Source organism: uncultured Nocardioides sp., assembly GCF_947489365.1.
Lineage (GTDB): Bacteria > Actinomycetota > Actinomycetes > Propionibacteriales > Nocardioidaceae > Nocardioides.
On sequence record NZ_CANLDB010000001.1, the window covers coordinates 508,124 to 527,114 of the forward strand.

The 18,991-nt window shown below is 73.9% G+C and carries 17 protein-coding genes; 9 read left to right on the forward strand and 8 right to left on the reverse strand.

Annotated elements, in window-relative coordinates:
• Together Q0858_RS02485 and Q0858_RS02490 are read right to left on the reverse strand one after the other, a co-directional pair.
• Positions 1-642, reverse strand: a complete 642-nt coding sequence (locus tag Q0858_RS02485) for a CDP-alcohol phosphatidyltransferase family protein (RefSeq protein WP_299050718.1) — start codon at positions 640-642, stop codon at positions 1-3.
• 9 nt (positions 643-651) lie between these two features.
• Positions 652-2,181, reverse strand: a complete 1,530-nt coding sequence (locus Q0858_RS02490) for a hypothetical protein (protein WP_299050721.1) — start codon at positions 2,179-2,181, stop codon at positions 652-654.
• A 71-nt stretch (positions 2,182-2,252) separates the two neighbouring features.
• Between Q0858_RS02490 and Q0858_RS02495 the strand changes: the two genes are divergently transcribed.
• Both Q0858_RS02495 and guaB read left to right on the forward strand, forming a co-directional pair.
• The gene (locus Q0858_RS02495) at positions 2,253-3,170 is read left to right on the forward strand and encodes a GNAT family N-acetyltransferase (protein WP_299050724.1); all 918 of its coding nucleotides are present in this window, start codon (positions 2,253-2,255) and stop codon (positions 3,168-3,170) included.
• A 49-nt stretch (positions 3,171-3,219) separates the two neighbouring features.
• Entirely contained in the window at positions 3,220-4,734 is a 1,515-nt protein-coding gene (guaB, locus tag Q0858_RS02500) for an IMP dehydrogenase (RefSeq protein WP_299050727.1), read from the forward strand.
• Positions 4,735-4,766: 32 nt separating this feature from the next.
• Here guaB and Q0858_RS02505 read toward each other — a convergent pair whose 3' ends face one another.
• A complete protein-coding gene (locus tag Q0858_RS02505) occupies positions 4,767-5,156 on the reverse strand; it encodes a tautomerase family protein (protein ID WP_299050729.1) in 390 nt (129 codons plus the stop codon).
• 41 nt (positions 5,157-5,197) lie between these two features.
• On the opposite strand from Q0858_RS02505, the gene Q0858_RS02510 reads away from it, so the two are divergent.
• The 4 genes from Q0858_RS02510 (at position 5,198) to Q0858_RS02525 (ending at position 9,606) form a co-directional block, all read left to right on the forward strand.
• Entirely contained in the window at positions 5,198-6,304 is a 1,107-nt protein-coding gene (locus Q0858_RS02510; protein WP_299050732.1) for a GuaB3 family IMP dehydrogenase-related protein, read from the forward strand.
• Positions 6,305-6,906: 602 nt separating this feature from the next.
• Positions 6,907-8,301: an APC family permease gene (locus Q0858_RS02515; RefSeq protein ID WP_299050734.1), complete on the forward strand. Its 1,395-nt coding sequence runs from the start codon at positions 6,907-6,909 to the stop codon at positions 8,299-8,301.
• A 1-nt stretch (position 8,302) separates the two neighbouring features.
• Complete coding sequence (locus Q0858_RS02520; RefSeq protein WP_299050737.1) at positions 8,303-8,764, forward strand: universal stress protein; 462 nt, start codon at positions 8,303-8,305, stop codon at positions 8,762-8,764.
• A 29-nt stretch (positions 8,765-8,793) separates the two neighbouring features.
• Positions 8,794-9,606, forward strand: a complete 813-nt coding sequence (locus tag Q0858_RS02525; protein WP_299050740.1) for a carbon-nitrogen hydrolase family protein — start codon at positions 8,794-8,796, stop codon at positions 9,604-9,606.
• Between the two features lie 223 nt (positions 9,607-9,829).
• On the opposite strand, the gene Q0858_RS02530 is transcribed toward Q0858_RS02525, so the two are convergent.
• Entirely contained in the window at positions 9,830-10,318 is a 489-nt protein-coding gene (locus Q0858_RS02530; RefSeq protein WP_299050743.1) for a hypothetical protein, read from the reverse strand.
• 86 nt (positions 10,319-10,404) lie between these two features.
• On the opposite strand from Q0858_RS02530, the gene Q0858_RS02535 reads away from it, so the two are divergent.
• Genes Q0858_RS02535 through Q0858_RS02545 form a run of 3 tightly spaced genes read left to right on the forward strand, consistent with a single transcriptional unit; the run spans position 10,405 to position 14,276 of the window.
• A complete protein-coding gene (locus Q0858_RS02535; protein WP_299050745.1) occupies positions 10,405-11,787 on the forward strand; it encodes an FGGY-family carbohydrate kinase in 1,383 nt (460 codons plus the stop codon).
• 55 nt (positions 11,788-11,842) lie between these two features.
• Positions 11,843-13,006, forward strand: coding sequence for a xylose isomerase (gene xylA, locus Q0858_RS02540; RefSeq protein WP_299050748.1), 1,164 nt, complete (start codon positions 11,843-11,845; stop codon positions 13,004-13,006).
• 52 nt (positions 13,007-13,058) lie between these two features.
• Positions 13,059-14,276, forward strand: coding sequence for an ROK family transcriptional regulator (locus Q0858_RS02545; protein WP_299050751.1), 1,218 nt, complete (start codon positions 13,059-13,061; stop codon positions 14,274-14,276).
• Here Q0858_RS02545 and Q0858_RS02550 read toward each other — a convergent pair.
• The 4 genes from Q0858_RS02550 to Q0858_RS02565 form a co-directional block, all read right to left on the reverse strand.
• A complete protein-coding gene (locus Q0858_RS02550; RefSeq protein WP_299050753.1) occupies positions 14,263-15,513 on the reverse strand; it encodes an ROK family protein in 1,251 nt (416 codons plus the stop codon). The genes Q0858_RS02545 and Q0858_RS02550 overlap by 14 nt on opposite strands.
• A 9-nt stretch (positions 15,514-15,522) precedes the next feature.
• Entirely contained in the window at positions 15,523-16,827 is a 1,305-nt protein-coding gene (locus tag Q0858_RS02555) for an ABC transporter permease (RefSeq protein ID WP_299050756.1), read from the reverse strand.
• Between the two features lie 40 nt (positions 16,828-16,867).
• Entirely contained in the window at positions 16,868-17,647 is a 780-nt protein-coding gene (locus Q0858_RS02560; protein ID WP_299050759.1) for an ATP-binding cassette domain-containing protein, read from the reverse strand.
• A 136-nt stretch (positions 17,648-17,783) separates the two neighbouring features.
• Positions 17,784-18,872 (reverse strand): substrate-binding domain-containing protein, encoded by a 1,089-nt coding sequence (locus Q0858_RS02565; protein WP_299050762.1) that lies wholly within the window; start codon positions 18,870-18,872, stop codon positions 17,784-17,786.
• Positions 18,873-18,991 lie beyond the last annotated feature (119 nt).

The following is an 18,991-nucleotide window of genomic DNA, read 5'->3' on the forward strand; positions in this document are numbered from 1 at the left end:
TCAGGGGCTCCCGGGCACCGGCAGGCCGAGGCGGAGCAGCCTCACCAGCGACGCCGTCTTGAGCACCGTCAGCGCCAGCGCCAGGACGAGGCCCGCCCACATCGAGCCGGTGACCAGCAGCAGCACGGCCACCAGGGCGGAGTTCGCGGCCTTCCCGGGGGGCGACCAGTTCCACAGCCACAGCCGGCGGTCCACGACGTAGAAGTAGTTGGGGGAGCGGATCGGCCACGCCACGAAGGCGATCGACAGCAGGCAGTCGATCACCATGAACTGGGCGAGGTAGACGAAGACGGCGGGCGCGAGGTCGGGCTGGAGCCAGGCCAGACCGAGGTAGAACGACGCCGCGCACAGCCGGTCCGACAGGACGTCGAGCAGCGCGCCCACGCGGCTCTCCTGGCCCAGGACCCGGGCCGTGAACCCGTCGAGGACGTCGCCGGCCCAGTAGACGACCAGCCCGGCGACCAGCAGGGTCAGCGAGGACTGGTGCGCCGCCATCGCGGACAGCACGACCGCGACCACCGTCCGCGCGATCGTGACGAGGGTGGGGACCGTCAGGAGCCGCTCGTTGGCAGGGATCACCCCGACCCGGGGGTCGTCGGCGCGCACGTCGCGCGGCGGGTCCAGGAGGTGGTCCAGGGGCACGGCCCCAACCTAGCGATCGGCGGTGGGGTCGCAGGGGATGTCGGGGGTCCCCCGCTCCACGCCGTCGAGCAGCCAGACGCGGGCGCCGTCACCGCAGACGGCCGTCACCTCGGTGTAGCGGGCGTCGACGTCGGCGTACAGCGCGGGGGCGGCCGGGTTGCCCCACGAGCCGAACCACGCCTGCTCGACGATCCACGTCGGCGCCTCGGGGGAGTCGATCACCGACCGGAGCTCGGCGTAGTCGGGGTCGAGGGTCCGCATCGGCAGGCTCCACAGGTGCCGGTACGGCGAGTCCATGCCCGACAGCAGCTGGATGTCGGCGCGCCCGCCGAACACCACGAGCGTGTCCTGCGGCTCGGCGACGGCGGCGAGCGCCTCGCCGGTGCGCGCCTCCTGGGCCCGGTCGGGGCCGAGGACGTTGACGACGACCCAGGCGGCGGAGGCGACGACGCACGACACGACGCTCGCGACGATCACCGCCCGCATCGCCAGACCGCGCTTGCTGGTCCGGCCCCGCCGCACCAGCATCGCGGCCGCGAGCGCCGTCCCGGGGACGAGCGTGAACAGGTAGGCGCGCCAGAAGCTGCCGCCCAGGAACATCGCGACGAGGTCGACGGCGATCATCGCGGCGATCGCGGTCGTCAGCGCGGGGCGGTCGCGCCACTCGTCGCGGGCGTGCACCACGAAGCCACCGATGAGCAGCACCACGCCGGCGGCGAGGGCGTACGACAGCAGCTCGAGGAGGCGGATGTCGTTGGCCTCGGAGGAGTACTCGGTGATGACCGCGAACGCGTCCGAGCGGAACCCGTACACGTCGTACCAGAGGGTGCTGAGCCCGACCCCGGCGGCGAGCGCCCACCCGACGGTGGCGAGCAGGGGGACCAGCGCCCCGGCGGTGGCGGCCGCGCCCAGGCGCAGGACGCGCGGCCAGGGGAGCCGGCCCTCCCGCGGACCCAGCGCGGCGGAGGCGACGAGCAGGACGGCGCCGAACACGAGGCCGCCCACGAGGTTCTGCTTCATCCCGAGAGCGGCGGTCGCGAGGAAGCCGGCCGCGCCGGCCTGCAGCAGCGCACGACGCAGGGGCGGCTCGTCGGCGTCGGTCCGGGCGGCGAGGAGGGCCAGCCAGCAGCTGCCCATCACCAGCGGCAGCCCGAGGAGCTCGCCCTTGACCGCCACCGCGTCGATGGCGGTGTTCGAGACGACGGCGGCGGTCGCGACGGCGGTCCAGGCGGCCGCCCGGTCGCCGGCGATGACGCGGGCGCAGCCGGCGGCCGCGACGACGAGGACCACGCACGCCACCGCCCCGGCGGCCCGCAGGGCCGCGACGCCCCCGAGCTGGTCGAGCAGCCCGATGAGCGCGATCAGCGGCGGCGGACGGTCGACGAAGTACGGGCCGAACATGCTCGTGGGCTGGGGGTCCCAGGACCGGGCGACCAGGATGAACCCGGCCTCGTCGGGCCGCACCGGCCAGAACAGGCCGGGGAAACGCAGCAGCGCGGCGGCCGTGGCCGCCGACGCGACGACCACCCGACTCCTCACGTGGGTCGAGGTTAGCGGCGACGAAACACGACCGACGCGGATCCGCAACGACGGCCAGCCAGGCTGGGGTCATGCTCTGGCGCATCCGCACCTCCCTGCCCGACCGCCCCGGTGCGCTCGCGGCCCTCGCCCGGGCCTGCGGCGAGGCGGGGGTCAACGTCCTCGGCCTGCAGATCTTCCCGGGCGTGGTCACGGTCACCGACGAGCTGGTGGTCCGGACGCCGGCCGGCTGGGGCGGTGACGACCTGGCCCGGCTGGTGGTCGGCGCGGGCGGCCAGGCCGTCGCCGTGTCCGTCTGCTCGGAGTCGGCGCTCGTCGACCAACCGGCCCGCTACCTGCGGGCGGCGCGGTCGGTCCTGGCGAGCCCGGCGAGCTTCACCGAGGTCCTGGCCGACCTCTTCGACGCGGGGGCGGGTCCCGAGCCGGGACCCGGGCCGGAGGGAGGCCCGGGAGCCGACGTGATGGAGATGCGGGTGGTCGACGTCGTGGTCCAGGTCTGGCGGCGCACGCCGTTCACCGCGACCGAGCACGCCCGCGGCGCGGCCCTCGCCGACCTGCTCGCCGACGTCCTCGCCGACGACCGGTCCGCCCTGCTCGCCCCGACCGCGGTCCCCGGGGGGCCGACCGCGCTCGAGGTCACGGTCCGGGCCACCGGCTCGGGCGGGGTGGAGGCGGTCGCCGGGGGCGGGGTCGTCGGCGCGGCCACCCTCGACGGCCCCACCCCCGACGGCGTCATGATGCTGCGGCTGCACGTCGAGGCGGGCTGGCGACGACGCGGGGTCGGCACCCGGTTGCTGCTGGGCGCCGTGAGGGAGGCCGGCGCGGCCGGGGCGTCCGAGGTGCTGCTGGAGACCGAGGCCGGCAACCAGGCCGTGCTGCCGATGGTGCTGGCCGCGGGGCTGCGCGGCCGGATCCGCGTCAGCGGCGGGCGGCTCGCCGTCCACGTGCCCGCCCGGGCCCTCGCGCCGCGAGGGGTCCGCACCGCGTGACCTAGAGTGGGGGTCCTCCCCGACGGCGTACGAGAGGACCCCGCAGGCGATGGACGAGACGCACGGCATCCCGGACAAGTTCGCTGCGGTCGGGCTCACCTACGACGACGTGCTGCTGCTGCCGGGCCACTCGGACCTGGCGCCGTCGGACATCGACACGACCACGCGCCTCACGCGTGAGATCAACCTCCGCGTGCCGCTCATCAGCGCCGCGATGGACACCGTCACCGAGTCGCGCATGGCGATCGCGATGGCCCGCGAGGGCGGCATCGGGGTGCTCCACCGCAACCTCTCGACCTCCGACCAGGCCTACCAGGTCGACCTGGTCAAGCGGACGCAGACGGGGATCATCTCCAACCCGGTCACCATCGGCCCGGACGCGACCCTCGAGGAGCTCGACCGCATCTGCGGGGAGTACCGCGTCTCCGGGCTGCCGGTGGTCGACACCGACATGCGTCTGCTGGGCATCATCACCAACCGCGACCTCCGCTTCACCCCGGTCGCGGAGTGGGCGTCGACGAAGGTCGACGAGATGATGACGCAGATGCCGCTGATCACCGGCCACGCCGGGATCAGCCGCGACGAGGCCACGGCGCTCCTGCGCAAGCACAAGCGCGAGCGCCTGCCGCTGATCGACGACGCGGGCCACCTCGTCGGCCTCATCACCGTCAAGGACTTCGTCAAGGGCGAGCAGTTCCCCCACGCGTCGTACGACGGCGACGGCCGCCTCATGGTCGGCGCCGCCATCGGCTACTTCGGCGACGCCTGGGAGCGGGCCACCACGCTCATCGAGGCCGGCGTCGACGTGCTGGTCGCCGACACCGCGCACGGCCACGTCAGCCTGCTGCTCGACATGGTCCGCCGCCTCAAGACGGACCCCGCCACCCGCCACGTGCAGGTCATCGGCGGCAACGTCGGCACCCGGGAGGGCGCCCAGGCGTTCGTGGACGCCGGTGCGGACGCCGTCAAGGTCGGCGTCGGCCCGGGCTCGATCTGCACCACCCGCGTCGTCACCGGCGTCGGCGTCCCGCAGGTCACCGCCATCCACGAGGCGTCCCTGGCCTGCGGCCCCGCCGGCATCCCCGTCATCGCGGACGGCGGCATGCGCCACTCGGGCGAGATCGCCAAGGCCCTGGTCGCCGGTGCCGACACCGTGATGCTCGGCTCGCTGCTCGCCGGCTGCGACGAGACCCCCGGTGAGCTGGTGTTCGTCAACGGCAAGCAGTTCAAGGCCTACCGCGGCATGGGCTCGCTCGGCGCGATGAGCAGCCGCGGCAAGAAGTCCTACTCGAAGGACCGCTACTTCCAGGCCGAGGTCACCAGCGACGACAAGATCGTCCCCGAGGGCATCGAGGGCCAGGTCGCGTACCGCGGCCCGTTGTCGGCGGTCTCCCACCAGCTGCTCGGCGGCCTGAGCCAGTCGATGTTCTACGTCGGCGCGCGCACGGTGCCGGAGCTGAAGGAGAAGGGCCGCTTCGTGCGGATCACCTCCGCGTCGCTGCAGGAGTCGCACCCGCACGACGTGCAGATGACCGTCGAGGCCCCGAACTACGCGGGGCGCTGAGCCGAGCCGGTCCCCGGGTCGGCCGGCGGGTCCTACAGCTCGCCGGTGAGGAACTGGGCCCGGCCCATCCCGAAGGACCAGTCGTCCCGTCCCACCTCCGCGACCGACACCAGCAGGTCCTCGGGACGCAGGCCGCACCGCTCCTCCAGCCGCTCGGCGAGCGCGGCGTACAGCGCCTGCTTCTGCTCGGTGGTCCGGCCCTGCTGGAAGACGTGGACGACGACCTGCTGCGCGGTGCGCTCGAGGCCCAGCCCCGTGTCCTCGAGGATGATCCGCCCGGGCGGGTGCTCGGTGATCACCTGGTAGCGGTCGCGGGGCGGGGCGGCGAAGACGTCGAGCATGCACTCCTGGACGACGTCCGCCAGCAGGCGGAGCTCGTCGTCGGTGCGTCCGGTCTCGAGGTCGATGCGTACGAGGGGCATGCCGGTGGGGTACCCGGTCGCCCGACACTAGGCTCCTCCCCATGACCGAGATCCAGATCGGGCAGGCCAAGCGCGCTCGGCGGGCCTACGCCTTCGACGACATCGCCATCGTGCCGTCGCGGCGCACGCGCGACCCCGAGGAGGTCAGCACCGCCTGGCAGATCGACGCCTACCGCTTCGAGCTGCCCGTGCTGGCCGCGCCGATGGACTCGGTGATGTCCCCGGCGACCGCGATCGCGCTCGGGCGCCACGGCGGGCTGGGCGTGCTGAACCTCGAGGGGCTCTGGACGCGGTACGAGGACCCCACCTCCCTGCTCGAGGAGATCTCCGAGCTGCGCGGCCCGGCGGCCACCCGTCGCATGCAGGAGATCTACACGGCGCCGGTCGTCCCCGAGCTGGTCGCCGAGCGCCTGCGGGAGATCCGCGAGGCAGGCGTCACGGTCGCGGGCTCGCTGTCACCGCAGCGCACCAAGGAGCTCGCGAAGACGGTGGTCGACGCGGGCGTCGACATGTTCGTGATCCGCGGGACGACGGTCTCCGCCGAGCACGTGTCGTCGTCGTCGGAGCCGCTGAACCTCAAGGAGTTCATCTACGAGCTCGACGTGCCGGTGGTCGTCGGCGGCTGCGCGACGTACCAGGCGGCGCTGCACCTCATGCGGACCGGCGCGGCCGGCGTCCTCGTCGGCTTCGGCGGTGGCGCGGCCCACACCACCCGGTCGGTGCTGGGCGTCGCGGTGCCCATGGCCTCGGCCGTCGCGGACGTCGCCGCCGCGCGCCGCGACTACCTCGACGAGTCCGGCGGCCGCTACGTCCACGTCATCGCCGACGGCTCGATCGGCCGCTCCGGCGACCTCGCCAAGGCGATCGCCTGCGGCGCGGACGCGGTCATGGTCGGCTCCCCGCTCGCCCGCGCGAGTGACGCGCCCGGCAAGGGCTTCCACTGGGGCGCCGAGGCCCACCACCCCGACCTGCCCCGCGGCGAGCGGGTCGAGTTCGGGACCGTCGGCACCCTCGAGCAGATCCTGTTCGGGCCCTCCGAGGTCGCCGACGGCACCATGAACCTCATCGGCGCCCTCCGCCGCGCCATGGCCACCACGGGCTACACGGACCTCAAGGAGTTCCAGCGCATCGAGGTCGTCGTCCAGTAGGCGGCCGGAGCCGCGGGGCCCTCACGGGATCTCGTGGCTCGGTCGCTGCGCGACGCTCGCACCTCGATCTCCGGGCGAACCGGAGGTCGAGGTGCTCCGAGCCCTGGCGAGGAGCCACGAGACCCGGTGACAGCCCCGGGGCCTCTCGCCGTCCGTGCCCGGTCGCTGCGCGACGCCCGCACCTCGATCTCCGGGCGAACCGGGGGTCGAGGTGCTCCGAGCCCTGGCGAGGAGCCACGAGACCCGGTGACAGCCCCGCTGCCTCTCGCCGGTCGCCGTCCGTGCCCGGTCGCTGGGCGACGCCCGCACCTCGATCTCCGGGCGAACCGGAGGTCGAGGTGCTCCGAGCCCTGGCGAGGAGCCACGAGACCCGGTGACAGCCCCGAGGCCTCTCGCCGGTCGCCGTCCGTGCCCGGTCGCTGCGCGACGCCCGCTCCTCGATCTCCAGGGGTACGACGGGCGACCGGACGGGGACACGCCGCGGCCCCTGGTTGACACACCCACCCGATGGCGGTCGACTGGCGGGCACCGCACGACACCCCACGGGCCCGGGCCCGGGAAGCGAGATCCCTGTGTCCGAACCGAAGGCGACACCCTCGGCCGTGGCCGACGACGGTGGTCTCAAGAGGTCCATCACCGGCCGGCTGCTGTTCTTCTACGTGCTCGGCGACGTGCTCGGCTCCGGCATCTACGTGCTCATCGGTGCGGTCGCGGGCGAGGTCGGCGGGGCGTTCTGGGCGGCCTTCGCCGTCGGCGTGACCGTCGCGGCCTTCACCGGGCTCGCGTACGCCGAGCTGGCGACGAAGTACCCGCAGGCCGCGGGCGCCTCGCTCTACGTCAACAAGGCCTTCCGCAACCGGGGCCTGACGTTCATGACGACCGTGCTCTACCTCTCCGCGACGTTCGCGGCGGCCGGCTCGCTCGCCGCCGGCTTCGCGCGGTACTTCGGCCAGATCTGGTCGCTGCCCCCGGCCCTGCTGGTGATGATCGTCTTCGTCGGGCTGCTCGCGCTCGTGAACTACATCGGCATCACCGAGTCGGTCGTCATCAACATGGCGATGACGATCGTCGAGGTCGTCGGCCTGGTGATCGTGCTGCTCGTCGGCATCATCTACGTCGGGCAGGGCAACGCCGACTTCTCGGTCCTCGTGAACTTCAGCAGCGGCGACAACATCATCTTCGCGATCATCGCCGGCGTCGCGCTGGCCTTCTTCGCCATGACCGGCTTCGAGAACGCCGCCAACGTCGCCGAGGAGACCATCGACCCGTCGCGGAACTTCCCGCGGGCCCTGGTCGGCGGCATGGCGGCCGCCGGCGTGATCTACGTGCTGGTGTCGATCTCCGCGGCCCTGGTGGTCCCGGTCGACACGCTCGCGAACTCGGACGCCGCGCTGCTCGAGGTGATCCGCGCGGGGATCCTCCCCGTCCCGGTCTCGATCATGGTGCTGGTGTTCGCGATCATCGCGATGATCGCCATCAGCAACACCACGCTGGTGCAGGTCGTGACGCAGTCGCGGATCCTCTACGGCATGGCCCGGCAGGACGTCGTCCCCGCCGCGTTCGCCAAGGTGCACCCCACCCGTCGCAGCCCCGTGACCGCCATCGTGTTCAGCGCGTTCGTGGTCGTGGCGCTGCTCGTCGTGGGGGACCTGCTCAACCGCATCGGCCTGCAGATCGACATCGTGGAGCGGCTCGCCGCGGTCACGGTGGTGCTGCTGCTCGTCGTGTACGCCGGCGTGATCATCGCCTGCCTCAAGCTGCGCGGGCAGGACGACACCGACGACTCCTTCCGGGCGCCCACCGCGCTGCTGCTCGTCGGTCTGGTCGGCAACCTCGTGCTGCTCTACTACGTGATCTCCACCGACCCGGGCTCGCTGCTGTGGTGCGCCGGCCTGGTCGCGGTGGGCCTGCTGCTGTTCGTCGCCGAGCTCGCCGCCGGCAAGCGCGACCGCCCGCCGGGCGTCGAGCGCGGTACGCCCATCGACGGAGGGAACTGACATGGCGTCCACCACCGGGATGCACGTCGTCGTGGCGACGGACGGTTCGAAGCAGTCGCTCGCCGCTGCGAAGCACCTGATGTCCTTCGCCGACCCGGCCAAGATCTCCGAGATCTCCGTCGTCGGCGTCGTGAGCCCCTACGCGTCCGTCGCGTTCGCCGACGACATCTCGGGGTCGACCGGGGACCGCACGTTCCGCGAGGCGGCCAACGACGCCGTCGCGACGGTGGCCGCGGTCCTCGACGCCTGGGGGCCGAAGGTCAGCAAGAAGGTCCGCAGCGGCTCCCCGGCCAACGAGATCGTCAAGGCGGCCACCGCCGCCGGGGCCGGACTCGTGGTCGTCGCGAGCGGTGGCCGCGGCCTGTCGGAGACCATCCTGCTCGGCAGCACCGCCCAGCGGGTGCAGCACTCCGCACCGTGCCCCGTGCTCGTCGTCCGCCCCGCCAAGCGCAAGAAGAAGTGACCCAGCGGTGAGCCGGCGGTGAGCCGGCGGTGACCCTGCGGGTCGCCGCCGCCCAGGCGGAGGCCGTCGCGGCGCACGACACGCAGGGACTGGCGGCCAACGCGGCCACCGCCGCCCGGCTCGTACGGCGGGCGGCCGGCGAGGGAGCCCGCGTCGTGGTGCTGCCCGAGGCGTTCCTCACCGGGTACGACGCCGCCGTGTTCGCCGGTCCGCTGCCCGGTCCCGGCGACCTCGACGCCGGCTGGCTGGACCCGCTGCGGACGGCGACCGCCGAGACCGGGGTCGTCGCCCTCGTCGGGACGGCCCTCGACCGGGGCGAGGTCCGCACCCTGTCGCTGCTCCTCGCTGCGCCGGGCCGCCTCGAGGTCGCCTACGACAAGCAGCACCTCGACGGTGACGAGCGCCCCTTCTTCACCCCGGGGGAGAGCGGTGTGACGCTCGACGTCGACGGTCACCTGCTCGGGCTGAGCATCTGCTACGACGGCTGCTTCGGCGAGCACGCCCGCACCGCCGCCGACGCCGGCGCGATCGGCTACCTGGCCTCCGCGGCGTACTTCACCGGCGGCGAGCACCGCGCCGAGCTCTACTACCGGGCCCGGGCCCTCGACAACGGCATGTACGTCGCGTTCGCCGGTCTCACCGGTCGGTGCGGGAGCGGGCAGTTCATCGGCGCCTCCGCGGTCCACGACCCGGAGGGCCGGACGCTGGCGCGGCTCGGCACCGGGGAGGGCGTGGCCGTCGCCGACCTCGACCCGGCCGTCGTGGAGGCGACCCGCGCCCGCCACACGATGCTCGCCGACCGCCGTACCTCGCTGGGCGGCGTCGTCCGGCTGGCGGTCTGACCGGTCGAGTCGGCACGTCTGCGCAGCTGTGAGGGCTCGAGTCGGCACGTCTGCGCGGCTGTGAGGGCTCGAGTCGGCACATCCGTGCACCGGCCGTGCGCAGACGTGCCGACTCGGCGGTCTGGGGGTGCGCAGACGTGCCGACTCGGCGGGCTGGGGGTGCGCAGACGTGCCGACTCGGCGGGCTGGGGGTGCGCAGACGTGCCGACTCGCGGGGCTGGGGTCAGCGCATCGTGACCGAGGACAGGTCCTCGCGCAGCGAGGTCTTCACGCCGTCGGCCTCGAGGACCTCGGCGGTCTTGGTGACGGGTCGCGACCAGGGCCAGCAGTGGAAGGCCAGGCCGAGGCAGGTCAGCGCGGCCGAGAGCCCGACCAGCACGACCGGCTGGGGGACCGCGAAGGCGAACGACAGGGCGACCGCGACGACGAAGGGGGCCTCGGTGAGCGCGAAGCGCAGGATCATCCCGGTGCGGAACCGGTCCGCCGCGAGGCGTCGGGCCTGCTCGGGCCCGGTGCCGGCGGGGATCGCCGGCACCGTGTAACCGACGAGCTCGGCCGCGACGATCCCGGCGAGGTTCAGCACGGGGACGACGAGCAGCCAGGGTCCCCACGACGCCGTGGGGTCGTCGGTGGCGGCGAAGTAGATCGCGACGGTGATGATCAGCGGCGCGCCGATCAGGGTGGAGGCGAGGGTGACGACGGGTTGACGCATGGCGGCCATGTTCCCGCATCCGAGGGCTGACCGGTGGTTGACATTTAGTACGAGCCTCGTACTTAATAGCCCTTGTGACGCTCGTCATGGGAGTCGACTCCTCCACCCAGTCCTGCAAGGCCGTCCTCGTCGACGCCGCGGACGGGACCGTCGTCGACGCGCGGAGCGTCGCCCACCCGCCCGGCACGGCCGTCGACCCCCGCGCCTGGTCGGCCGCCGTCGACGAGGCCACGGCCGGGCTCCTCGAGCGGGCCGACGCCCTCGCGGTCGGCGGCCAGCAGCACGGCATGGTCGCCCTCGACGCCGACGGCGCCCCCGTCCGCGACGCCCTGCTGTGGAACGACACCCGCTCCGGCCCGGCCGCCGCGGAGCTCGTCGCCGAGATGGGCGGCCCGCAGGCCTGCGCCGACGCGGTCGGCAGCGTCCTGGTCGCGTCCTTCACCGTCACCAAGCTGCGCTGGCTCCGCGACGCCGAGCCCGACCACGCCGCCGCGGTACGACGGGTGCTGCTGCCCCACGACTGGGTCTCGCTGCACCTCGCCGCCCCCGGCACCGCGCCCTGGACCGACCGTGGCGACGCGTCCGGCACCGGCTACCACGACCCGGCGACGGGGGAGTGGCGCCACGACCTGCTGGTCGCCGCCCTCGGCCACGACGCCGACCTGCCCCGCGTCGCCGGACCGGGTGAGGTGGCCGCCGCCACGGCGGCCGGCACCCCGATCGGGGCGGGCACCGGCGACAACATGGCGGCCGCGCTGGGGCTCGGCCTGCGCACCGGTGACGTCCTCGTCTCGCTCGGCACCTCCGGCGTCGCCTCGGCGGTGAGCGCGACCCCCGTGGCCGACGGCACCGGCGTCGCGACCGGCTTCGCCGACGCCGCCGGCGGCTGGCTGCCGATGGTCACGACCATGAACGCCGCGGGCATCCTCGACCTCCAGGCGAGGTGGCTCGGCGTCGACCACGCCGGTCTCGCCGAGCTCGCCCTGTCCGCCGACGTCGGCGCGGGCGGCGTCGTCCTCTCGCCGTACTACGGCGGGGAGCGCACCCCGAACCGACCCGACGCCACCGGGACCTGGACGGGCCTGCGACCCACGACGACCCGCGCCGACCTGGCCCGCGCCGCGGTCGAGGCGCTGCTCTGCAGCGTCGCGGAGGCCGTCGACCGGCTCGTCGCGGAGACCGGCGAGGAGCCGCGCCGCGTCCTCATGACCGGCGGCGCCACCCGCAGCCCCGCCGTCCGCGCCCTGGCCCCCGCGGTCCTGGGTCGGCCCGTCGTCCTGCCGCCGCCGGGTGAGTACGTCGCCCGCGGCGCCGCCCGGCAGGCCGCCTGGGCGTTGTCCGGGGCCGAGGCCGCCCCCGCCTGGACCCTGACCGGCGAGGAGCACCTGCCGCTCGACGACGCCCTCGCCGGGCGCTACGCCGCGGTGCGCACGGCGTACGCCGACCTGCGCGAGCGCACCGCCCCCTGATCCCCGAGACGACCCCGGACCACCCCACCGCACACCCGCACACCCGAGGAGCCCCATGAGCCTGCCCGCCCCGACCCCCGACGACCGCTTCTCCTTCGGCCTGTGGACCGTCGGCTACACCGGACGCGACCCCTTCGGCGAGGCCACCCGCGCCCCGCTCGACCCGGTCCACTCCCTCGAGCAGCTGGCCGGCCTCGGCGCCTACGGCGTGAACTTCCACGACGACGACCTCATCCCGTTCGGCAGCGACGACGCCGAGCGCGAGCGCATCCTCGGTCGCTTCCGCCAGGGCCTGTCCGACACCGGACTGAAGGTCACCACCGCGACCACCAACCTGTTCTCCCACCCCGTCTTCAAGGACGGCGGCTTCACCGCCAACGACCGCGACGTCCGCCGCTTCGCGCTCCGCAAGGTCATGCGCAACATCGACCTCGCCGCCGAGCTCGGCGCCGAGGTGTACGTCTGCTGGGGCGGACGCGAGGGCGCCGAGTCCGGCGCCGCGAAGGACGTCGCCACCGCGCTCGACCGCTTCCGCGAGGGCTTCGACATCCTCGGCGACTACGTCGTCGAGCGCGGCTACGACATCCGCTTCGCCATCGAGCCCAAGCCGAACGAGCCCCGCGGCGACATCCTGCTGCCGACCGTCGGCCACGCCCTCGCCTTCATCGAGCAGCTCTCGCGCCCCGAGCTCGTCGGGGTCAACCCGGAGGTCGGGCACGAGGAGATGGCGGGGCTCAACGCCGCCCACGGCTACGCGCAGGCCCTGTGGGCGGGCAAGCTCTTCCACATCGACCTCAACGGCCAGCACGGCCCCCGCTACGACCAGGACCTCCGCTTCGGCGCCGGCAACGTCCGGGGGGCCTTCTGGGTCGTCGACACCCTCCTCGCCGGCGGGTACGACGGCGTCGTCCACTTCGACTACAAGCCCGTCCGCACCGACGGCGAGGACGGGGTCTGGGAGTCGGCCAAGGCGTGCATGACCAACTACCTGGTCCTGCGCGACAAGGTCCGCGCCTTCCGCGCCGACCCCGAGGTCCACGAGGCCCTCGTCGCCTCCCGCGTGCACGAGCTGTCCGAGCCGACCCTCGCCCCGGGCGAGTCGATCGCCGACCTGCTGGCCTCCCCGGCCGAGGACGTCGACGCCATGGCCGCCCGCAGCATGGGCTACGAGCGCCTCGACCAGCTGGCGCTCGAGCACCTGTACGGCGTCCGCGGCTGACGTGGTCGACCGCACGCCGGCACGGTCGGGCCCGCTCACGACGGGCCCGACCGTGCCCCCGGGCGAGGCGGTGACGCCCGACGACCTGCGTCGGACCTCGACCGCCCGGGTCGTGCGGACGCTGCGCGAGGACGGCCCGGCGAGCCGGGTCGACCTGGCCGGGCGGACGGGCCTGTCGAAGGCCACCGTCGGTGTGATCGTGGCGCGCCTGGAGCGCCAGGGCCTCGTGGGGCCCGCCGACGAGCCCGACGGCCCGGCCACCCGCGGACGGCCCGCGCGCCCGGTCGCGCTGCTCCCCGGGACCTGCTGGGGCCTGGGTCTCGAGCTCAACGTCGACTACGTCGCCGTCGGGGTCGTCGACCTCGCCGGTGTCGTGGTCACCGTCGAGGTCCGCGCCGTCCGGCCGGAGGCCGACGACCGTCTCGCGGTGCTGCTCGACCTGCTCGCCGAGGTGCTGGACGCCCCGTCGTGCCCCGACCGCTCCGGCCTGCTCGGGGCGGTCGTCGCCATCCCCGGACTCATGGACGCCGAGCGGCACCGCGTGACCTGGGCGCCCAACCTCGTCCTCGCCGGCGAGGACGTGGGCTCCCGCCTGGCGGGCCTGCTCGGCCCCGACGTCACCGTCCACCTCGACAACGACGCGAGCTGCGCGGCGTACGGCGAGCGGTGGCACGGTGCGGCGCTCGGCGCCGCGCACGCGCTCTACCTCACGGGCACCGTCGGCATCGGCGCCGGGATCGTCGCCGACGGACGGGTGCTGCGCGGTGCCGCGGGCAACGCGGGCGAGGTCGGCCACGTCCCGCTCGGCCGGCCCGGCGTGCCGTGCGGCTGCGGGCGGACCGGGTGCTGGGAGACCGCGGTCGGCCTCGGCGCCATGCTCGCCGCGGTGGGGGCGGAGGAGTCGGGCACGCCGGTGGAGTCCGCGACCGCGGTGGCCGCCCGCGCCGCACACGTGCCCGCGGTGCGCGCCGGTCTCGAGGCGGTCGCCGAGGACCTGGCCCGCGGCCTCGCCGTCCTCGTCAGCGTCGTCGACCCCGAGGTCGTGGTGCTCGGCGGCTACTTCGGCGCGTTGGAGGAGCACCTGCTGCGCCCGGCGGCCGCCCGCCTCGACGGGCTGCTCCCGTCGCCCTCGCAGCACCGCCCCGCGCTGGTCCCCGGACGGCTCGGCATCACGGCGGCCGCCGTCGGGGCCGCGGAGCTGGCCATGGAGCCGGTCGTGGCGGGCCTGGTCGGTCTGCCGGAGCCCGCGGCGGAGGTCATGCCGACGTGACCGCGCCCGCGCCGAGCACCCGCGCGGCGTCCGGGAGGGCGCCGGCGAGCGCGCCGGCCGGGTCGGCCAGCAGCGGCTCGAACGCGAGCTCGGCGGCCCCGAGGAGGACCGAGTCGGCCCCGAGCCCGGGCAGCGACAGGGAGACCGACTCCTGCGGCGCGGGCAGCGCGACCTCCTCGAAGCCGGCACGCACGTCACCGGGCACGAGGCGCAGCAGCGAGCGGAAGTAGCCACCGAGGACGACGACCTGCGGGTTGAGGACGTTCACGATGCCCGCCAGGCCCTGCCCGAGCTCGCGACCCACCCCGCCGAGGCCGGGCGGCGCGACGTCGTACCGCTCGAGGACGAGGTCGAGGTTCGCCACCTCGTCGGTGGGGCAGCCGATCGTGCGGGCGATCTCGTGGCCGCCGACGGAGGTCTCCCAGCAGCCGCGGGCGCCGCAGTGGCAGTCGCGGCCCGCGGGGCTCAGCGCGAGGTGGCCGACCTCGCCGGCGTACCCGCCGGCACCGGCCAGGGGCACGCCGCCGGCGACGACGCCGGCACCGACACCGACGTTGCCGGAGACGTAGACGAGGTCGTCGATGTCGACGCCGACGCCCCGGTGGTGCTCGGCGAGCGCGCCGAGGTCCGCGTCGTTGCCGACGCGCAGCGGCACGTCGACGCCGAGGGCGGCGAGGATCATCGGGCCGGGGGAGACGTCCGACCAGCCGAGGTTCGGGGCCAGGCGGACCATGCCGTCGCGGCGCCGGACCATGCCCGGCACGGCCAGGCCGATCCCCACCAGCGGCGCCCCGTCGGGTGCGTCGGCGACGACCCGGCGCACCAGCGCTGCGATGTCGGCGGCGATGCGCCACGCCTCGCGGTCCTCGTGGACCCGGGCGGGCAGGCGGGCGTGGAGCTGCCCGCCGAGCCCGACCCGGGCCACGGTGATGCGGTCCACCCCGAGGTCGACGGCCACCACGTAGGGCCCGTCGTCGGAGAGGCCCACGCCCTGCGAGGGCCGGCCGGCGCCCTGCCGCGGTCCGGAGACCGCGGTGGTGGCGCCGACCAGGCCCAGGTCGGTGAGCTCGCCGACCAGGCCGCCGATGGTGCTGCGGTTCAGCCCCATCGCGGAGGTCAGCTCGGCCCGGGACACCGGCCCGGGTGCGAGGTGCACCTGGCCCAGCAGGGTCGAGAGGTTGTGCCGCCGGACGGCCTCCTGGTTGGCCCCGGTCCCTCGGCGTTGCGCGGTGACCACGGCCGGGGCCTACAGGCCCGACGCGGAGCGACGACGCCGCGAGATCGCGTCGACGCCGGCGGCGACGAGCAGCACGATGCCCGTGACGAGGAAGTTGATGTACGCCGACTGGTTCAGCAGGCCGAGGCCGTTGGCGATGGTCGCGATGACCACGCCACCGAGCACGGCGTCGAGCGCGCGCCCGCGGCCGCCGAAGAGGCTGGTACCGCCGATGACGGCCGCGCCGACGGCGTACAGCAGCGTGTTGCCGCCACCGGACGCCGGCGAGACGCCACCGGTGTACGACGACTGCACGATGCCGCTGACCGCGGCCAGCGTGGAGCAGATGACGAAGGCGAGGACCTGCATCCGGGCCACGTTGATGCCGGCGCGGCGGGCGGCCTCGGCGTTGCCGCCGACGGCGTACAGGTGGCGGCCGAAGGTGGTGCGGTCCAGCACGAAGGTGCAGATCAGCAGCAGGACGACGACCAGCGGCAGGACGTAGGGGATGCCCGCGATGGGGAAGAACGGGTTGACGCTGCGGTTCAGGCTCAGCAGGCCGGTGATGCCGAGGACGATGAGCCCGACGACGACGACCCGCACGACGACCAGGCTCAGCGGCTGGTGCTGCAGCTTGTTGGCGACCTGGGTGCGGTAGCGCAGCAGGGAGCCGCCGGCGTACGCCACCACGAGGACGGCCGCGGCCACCCAGCCGAGGACGACGGGGACGTTGTCGATGGTCAGGCCGCGCAGGACCGGGTCCTCGACGCCGACCGAGCCGCCCTGGCCGATCATGTACAGGATCACGCCCTGCAGGCCGAGGAAGAACGCCAGCGTCACGACGAACGACGGGATGCCGAGCCGGGCGACCAGGACGCCGATGACGACGCCGATGACGGCGCCGGTGACGAGGCCGGCGAGGACGGCGACGTACCAGGGCAGGCCCCGGTCGGCGATCGCCAGCGCCGTCATCGCGGCGGCGGTCCCGCCGGCGACACCGGCGGACAGGTCGATCTGACCCAGGAGCAGCACGAAGACGAGGCCCATGGCGAGCAGGCAGATGGGGCCGGCCTGGACGACCAGGTTCGCCATGTTCAGCAGCGAGAAGAACTGGTCGGAGGCGAGGCCGAAGACGATCATGAGCACGACGAGGCCCAGGATCGCGGGCAGGGAGCCCATGTCGCCGCCGCGCACGCGGGCGACGTAGCCGCGGAGGCTCTCACCGAGGGTGGAGGCCTGGGTGCTGTCGTGGGCGAAGTCGGTGTCGGCGAGCGACGTGCCCTTCTTGCCGGCGTCCTTGTCGGTGGACGGCGTCCCGGTGGTGCTGGTGCTCATGGTGGTCCTCGAGATCTGCGTGGCGTGCGGGGCGGGGGGCTCAGACGGTGGCGGTGGCGGGGTTCTCGGCGATGCCGAGCGAGCCGCTGCGGCCGGCGGTGATGAGCTCGACCACCTGGCTGTGGTTCAGCTCGGAGGTCGGGACGTCGGCGGCGACACGGCCCAGGTACAGCGCCGTGATGCGGTCCGCGACCTCGAAGACGTCGACCATGTTGTGCGAGATGAGGACGACGCCGAGGCCGCGGTCGGCCAGGCGCCGCACGAGGTCGAGCACCTGGCGGGTCTGGGCGACGCCGAGCGCCGCGGTGGGCTCGTCGAGCAGGACGATGCGGGAGTTCCACAGCACCGCCTTGGCGATGGCCACGGTCTGGCGCTGGCCGCCCGACAGGCTGGCCACCGACTGGCGGACCGACTTCACCGTGCGCACCGACAGCGACGCGAGGGTCTCCCGGGCGCGGGACTCCATCGCGGTCTCGTCGAGCACGACGCCCTTGCGGGACTCGCGGCCCAGGAACATGTTCTGGACGATGTCGAGGTTGTCGCACAGCGCGAGGTCCTGGTAGACGACCTCGACGCCCATGGCGGCGACGTCGCGGGGACCGGTGACCTCGACCGGCTTGCCCTCGAAGAGGTAGTCCCCGTCGTCGCGACCGTAGATGCCCGCGATCACCTTCACCAGCGTCGACTTGCCGGCGCCGTTGTCGCCGACGAGCGCGGTGACCTGGCCGGGGTAGACGGAGAAGTCGACGTCGTGGAGCACGCGGACGTTGCCGAAGCTCTTGTTGACCGAGCGCAGCTGGAGCAGGGGTGCCGTGGACATGGTTCCTCCGGGAGCGGGTGTGCCGACCGAGCGTGTGTCAGGGGAGCGTGTGTCAGGGAAGCGGGTCGTGCTGGCTGGACGCGGCCCCCTCGGGGTTGACCCGAGGGGGCCGCGTCCTGTCTGTGGTGCGGGCCGGTCAGGAGATGCCGGCGTCCTCGCACATGGCCTCGTAACGCCCGGTGCAGACGTCCTCGACCTTCTGGCCACCGTCGTCGAACACGTCCTGCATGTTGTCGGTGGTGATGGACTGCGGCTCGAGCAGCACCGAGGGGACCTGACGGTCACCGTCGACGTCCTCGGTCTCACCGTTGGTCTCGGCCTCCTCGCCGTTCACCAGCGCGATGGCGGTGTCGGCGAGCGCGCCGGCCTCGAGGTTGGCCGACTTGTAGACGCTCATGCACTGGTCGCCGGCGAGGATGGCCTGCAGGCCCTCCACGGTGGCGTCCTGGCCGGTGACGGGCACCTCGCCGTTGCGGCCGTTGCGCTCGAGGATCGAGATCGCCGCACCCGCGAGTCCGTCGTTGGCGGCGTACACGCCGTCGACGTCGCCGCCGGCCTGCGTGTAGAGCTGGTCGAAGATCGTGACGGCCTCGTCCGGGTCCCAGTCCGGCACGGCCTGCTCGCCGGCGTTGGTGTAGGTCGAGACCTCGTCGAGCACGCTGTGCGCGCCCTCGGAGAACAGGGTCGCGTTGTTGTCGGTCGGCGAGCCGTTGAGGTAGATCAGGCTCGCGTCCTCGTCACCGAGGCAGTCGGCCAGGCCCTGGCCCTGCAGCTCGCCGACGACGGTGTTGTCGAAGCTGACGTAGTAGTCGGCCGAGCCGCCGAGGGTCAGGCGGTCGTAGTCGATGGTCTTGACGCCCTGGGAGGCGGCGCGCTCCTGGATGGCCGCACCGGAGTCGGAGTCCAGGTTGACGATCGCGAGCACCGTCGCGCCGTTCGCGATCATGCTGTCGGCGATCGTCGCCATGCGGTCGGCGCTGCCCTCGGCGTTCTGGATGTCGTACTCCACGCCGGCGTCCTCGAACGCGGCCTCGAGGGCCGGGCGGTCCGCGCTCTCCCAGCGGACCGAGGACTCGGTGTCGGGCAGGATCACGCCGATCGCGCCCTGGGGCGCGTCCTCACCGCTGCCGCCGCCCGAACCGGAGTCCGAGTCGCTCCCACAGGCGCCGAGGGTCATGGCCACTCCGACCACGGCCGCCAGGGCCACACCACGCTTCAGCTTCACGAGCAACCGCCTTTGTCTCCGGGTTCGACGTCCGACCCACGGTTGGTCGGCTCGTCATTTGTTGTCCGCGACAACGTAAGCCGTGGCGTCCGTCACGTCTAGGGGGCGGGAACAGCAAG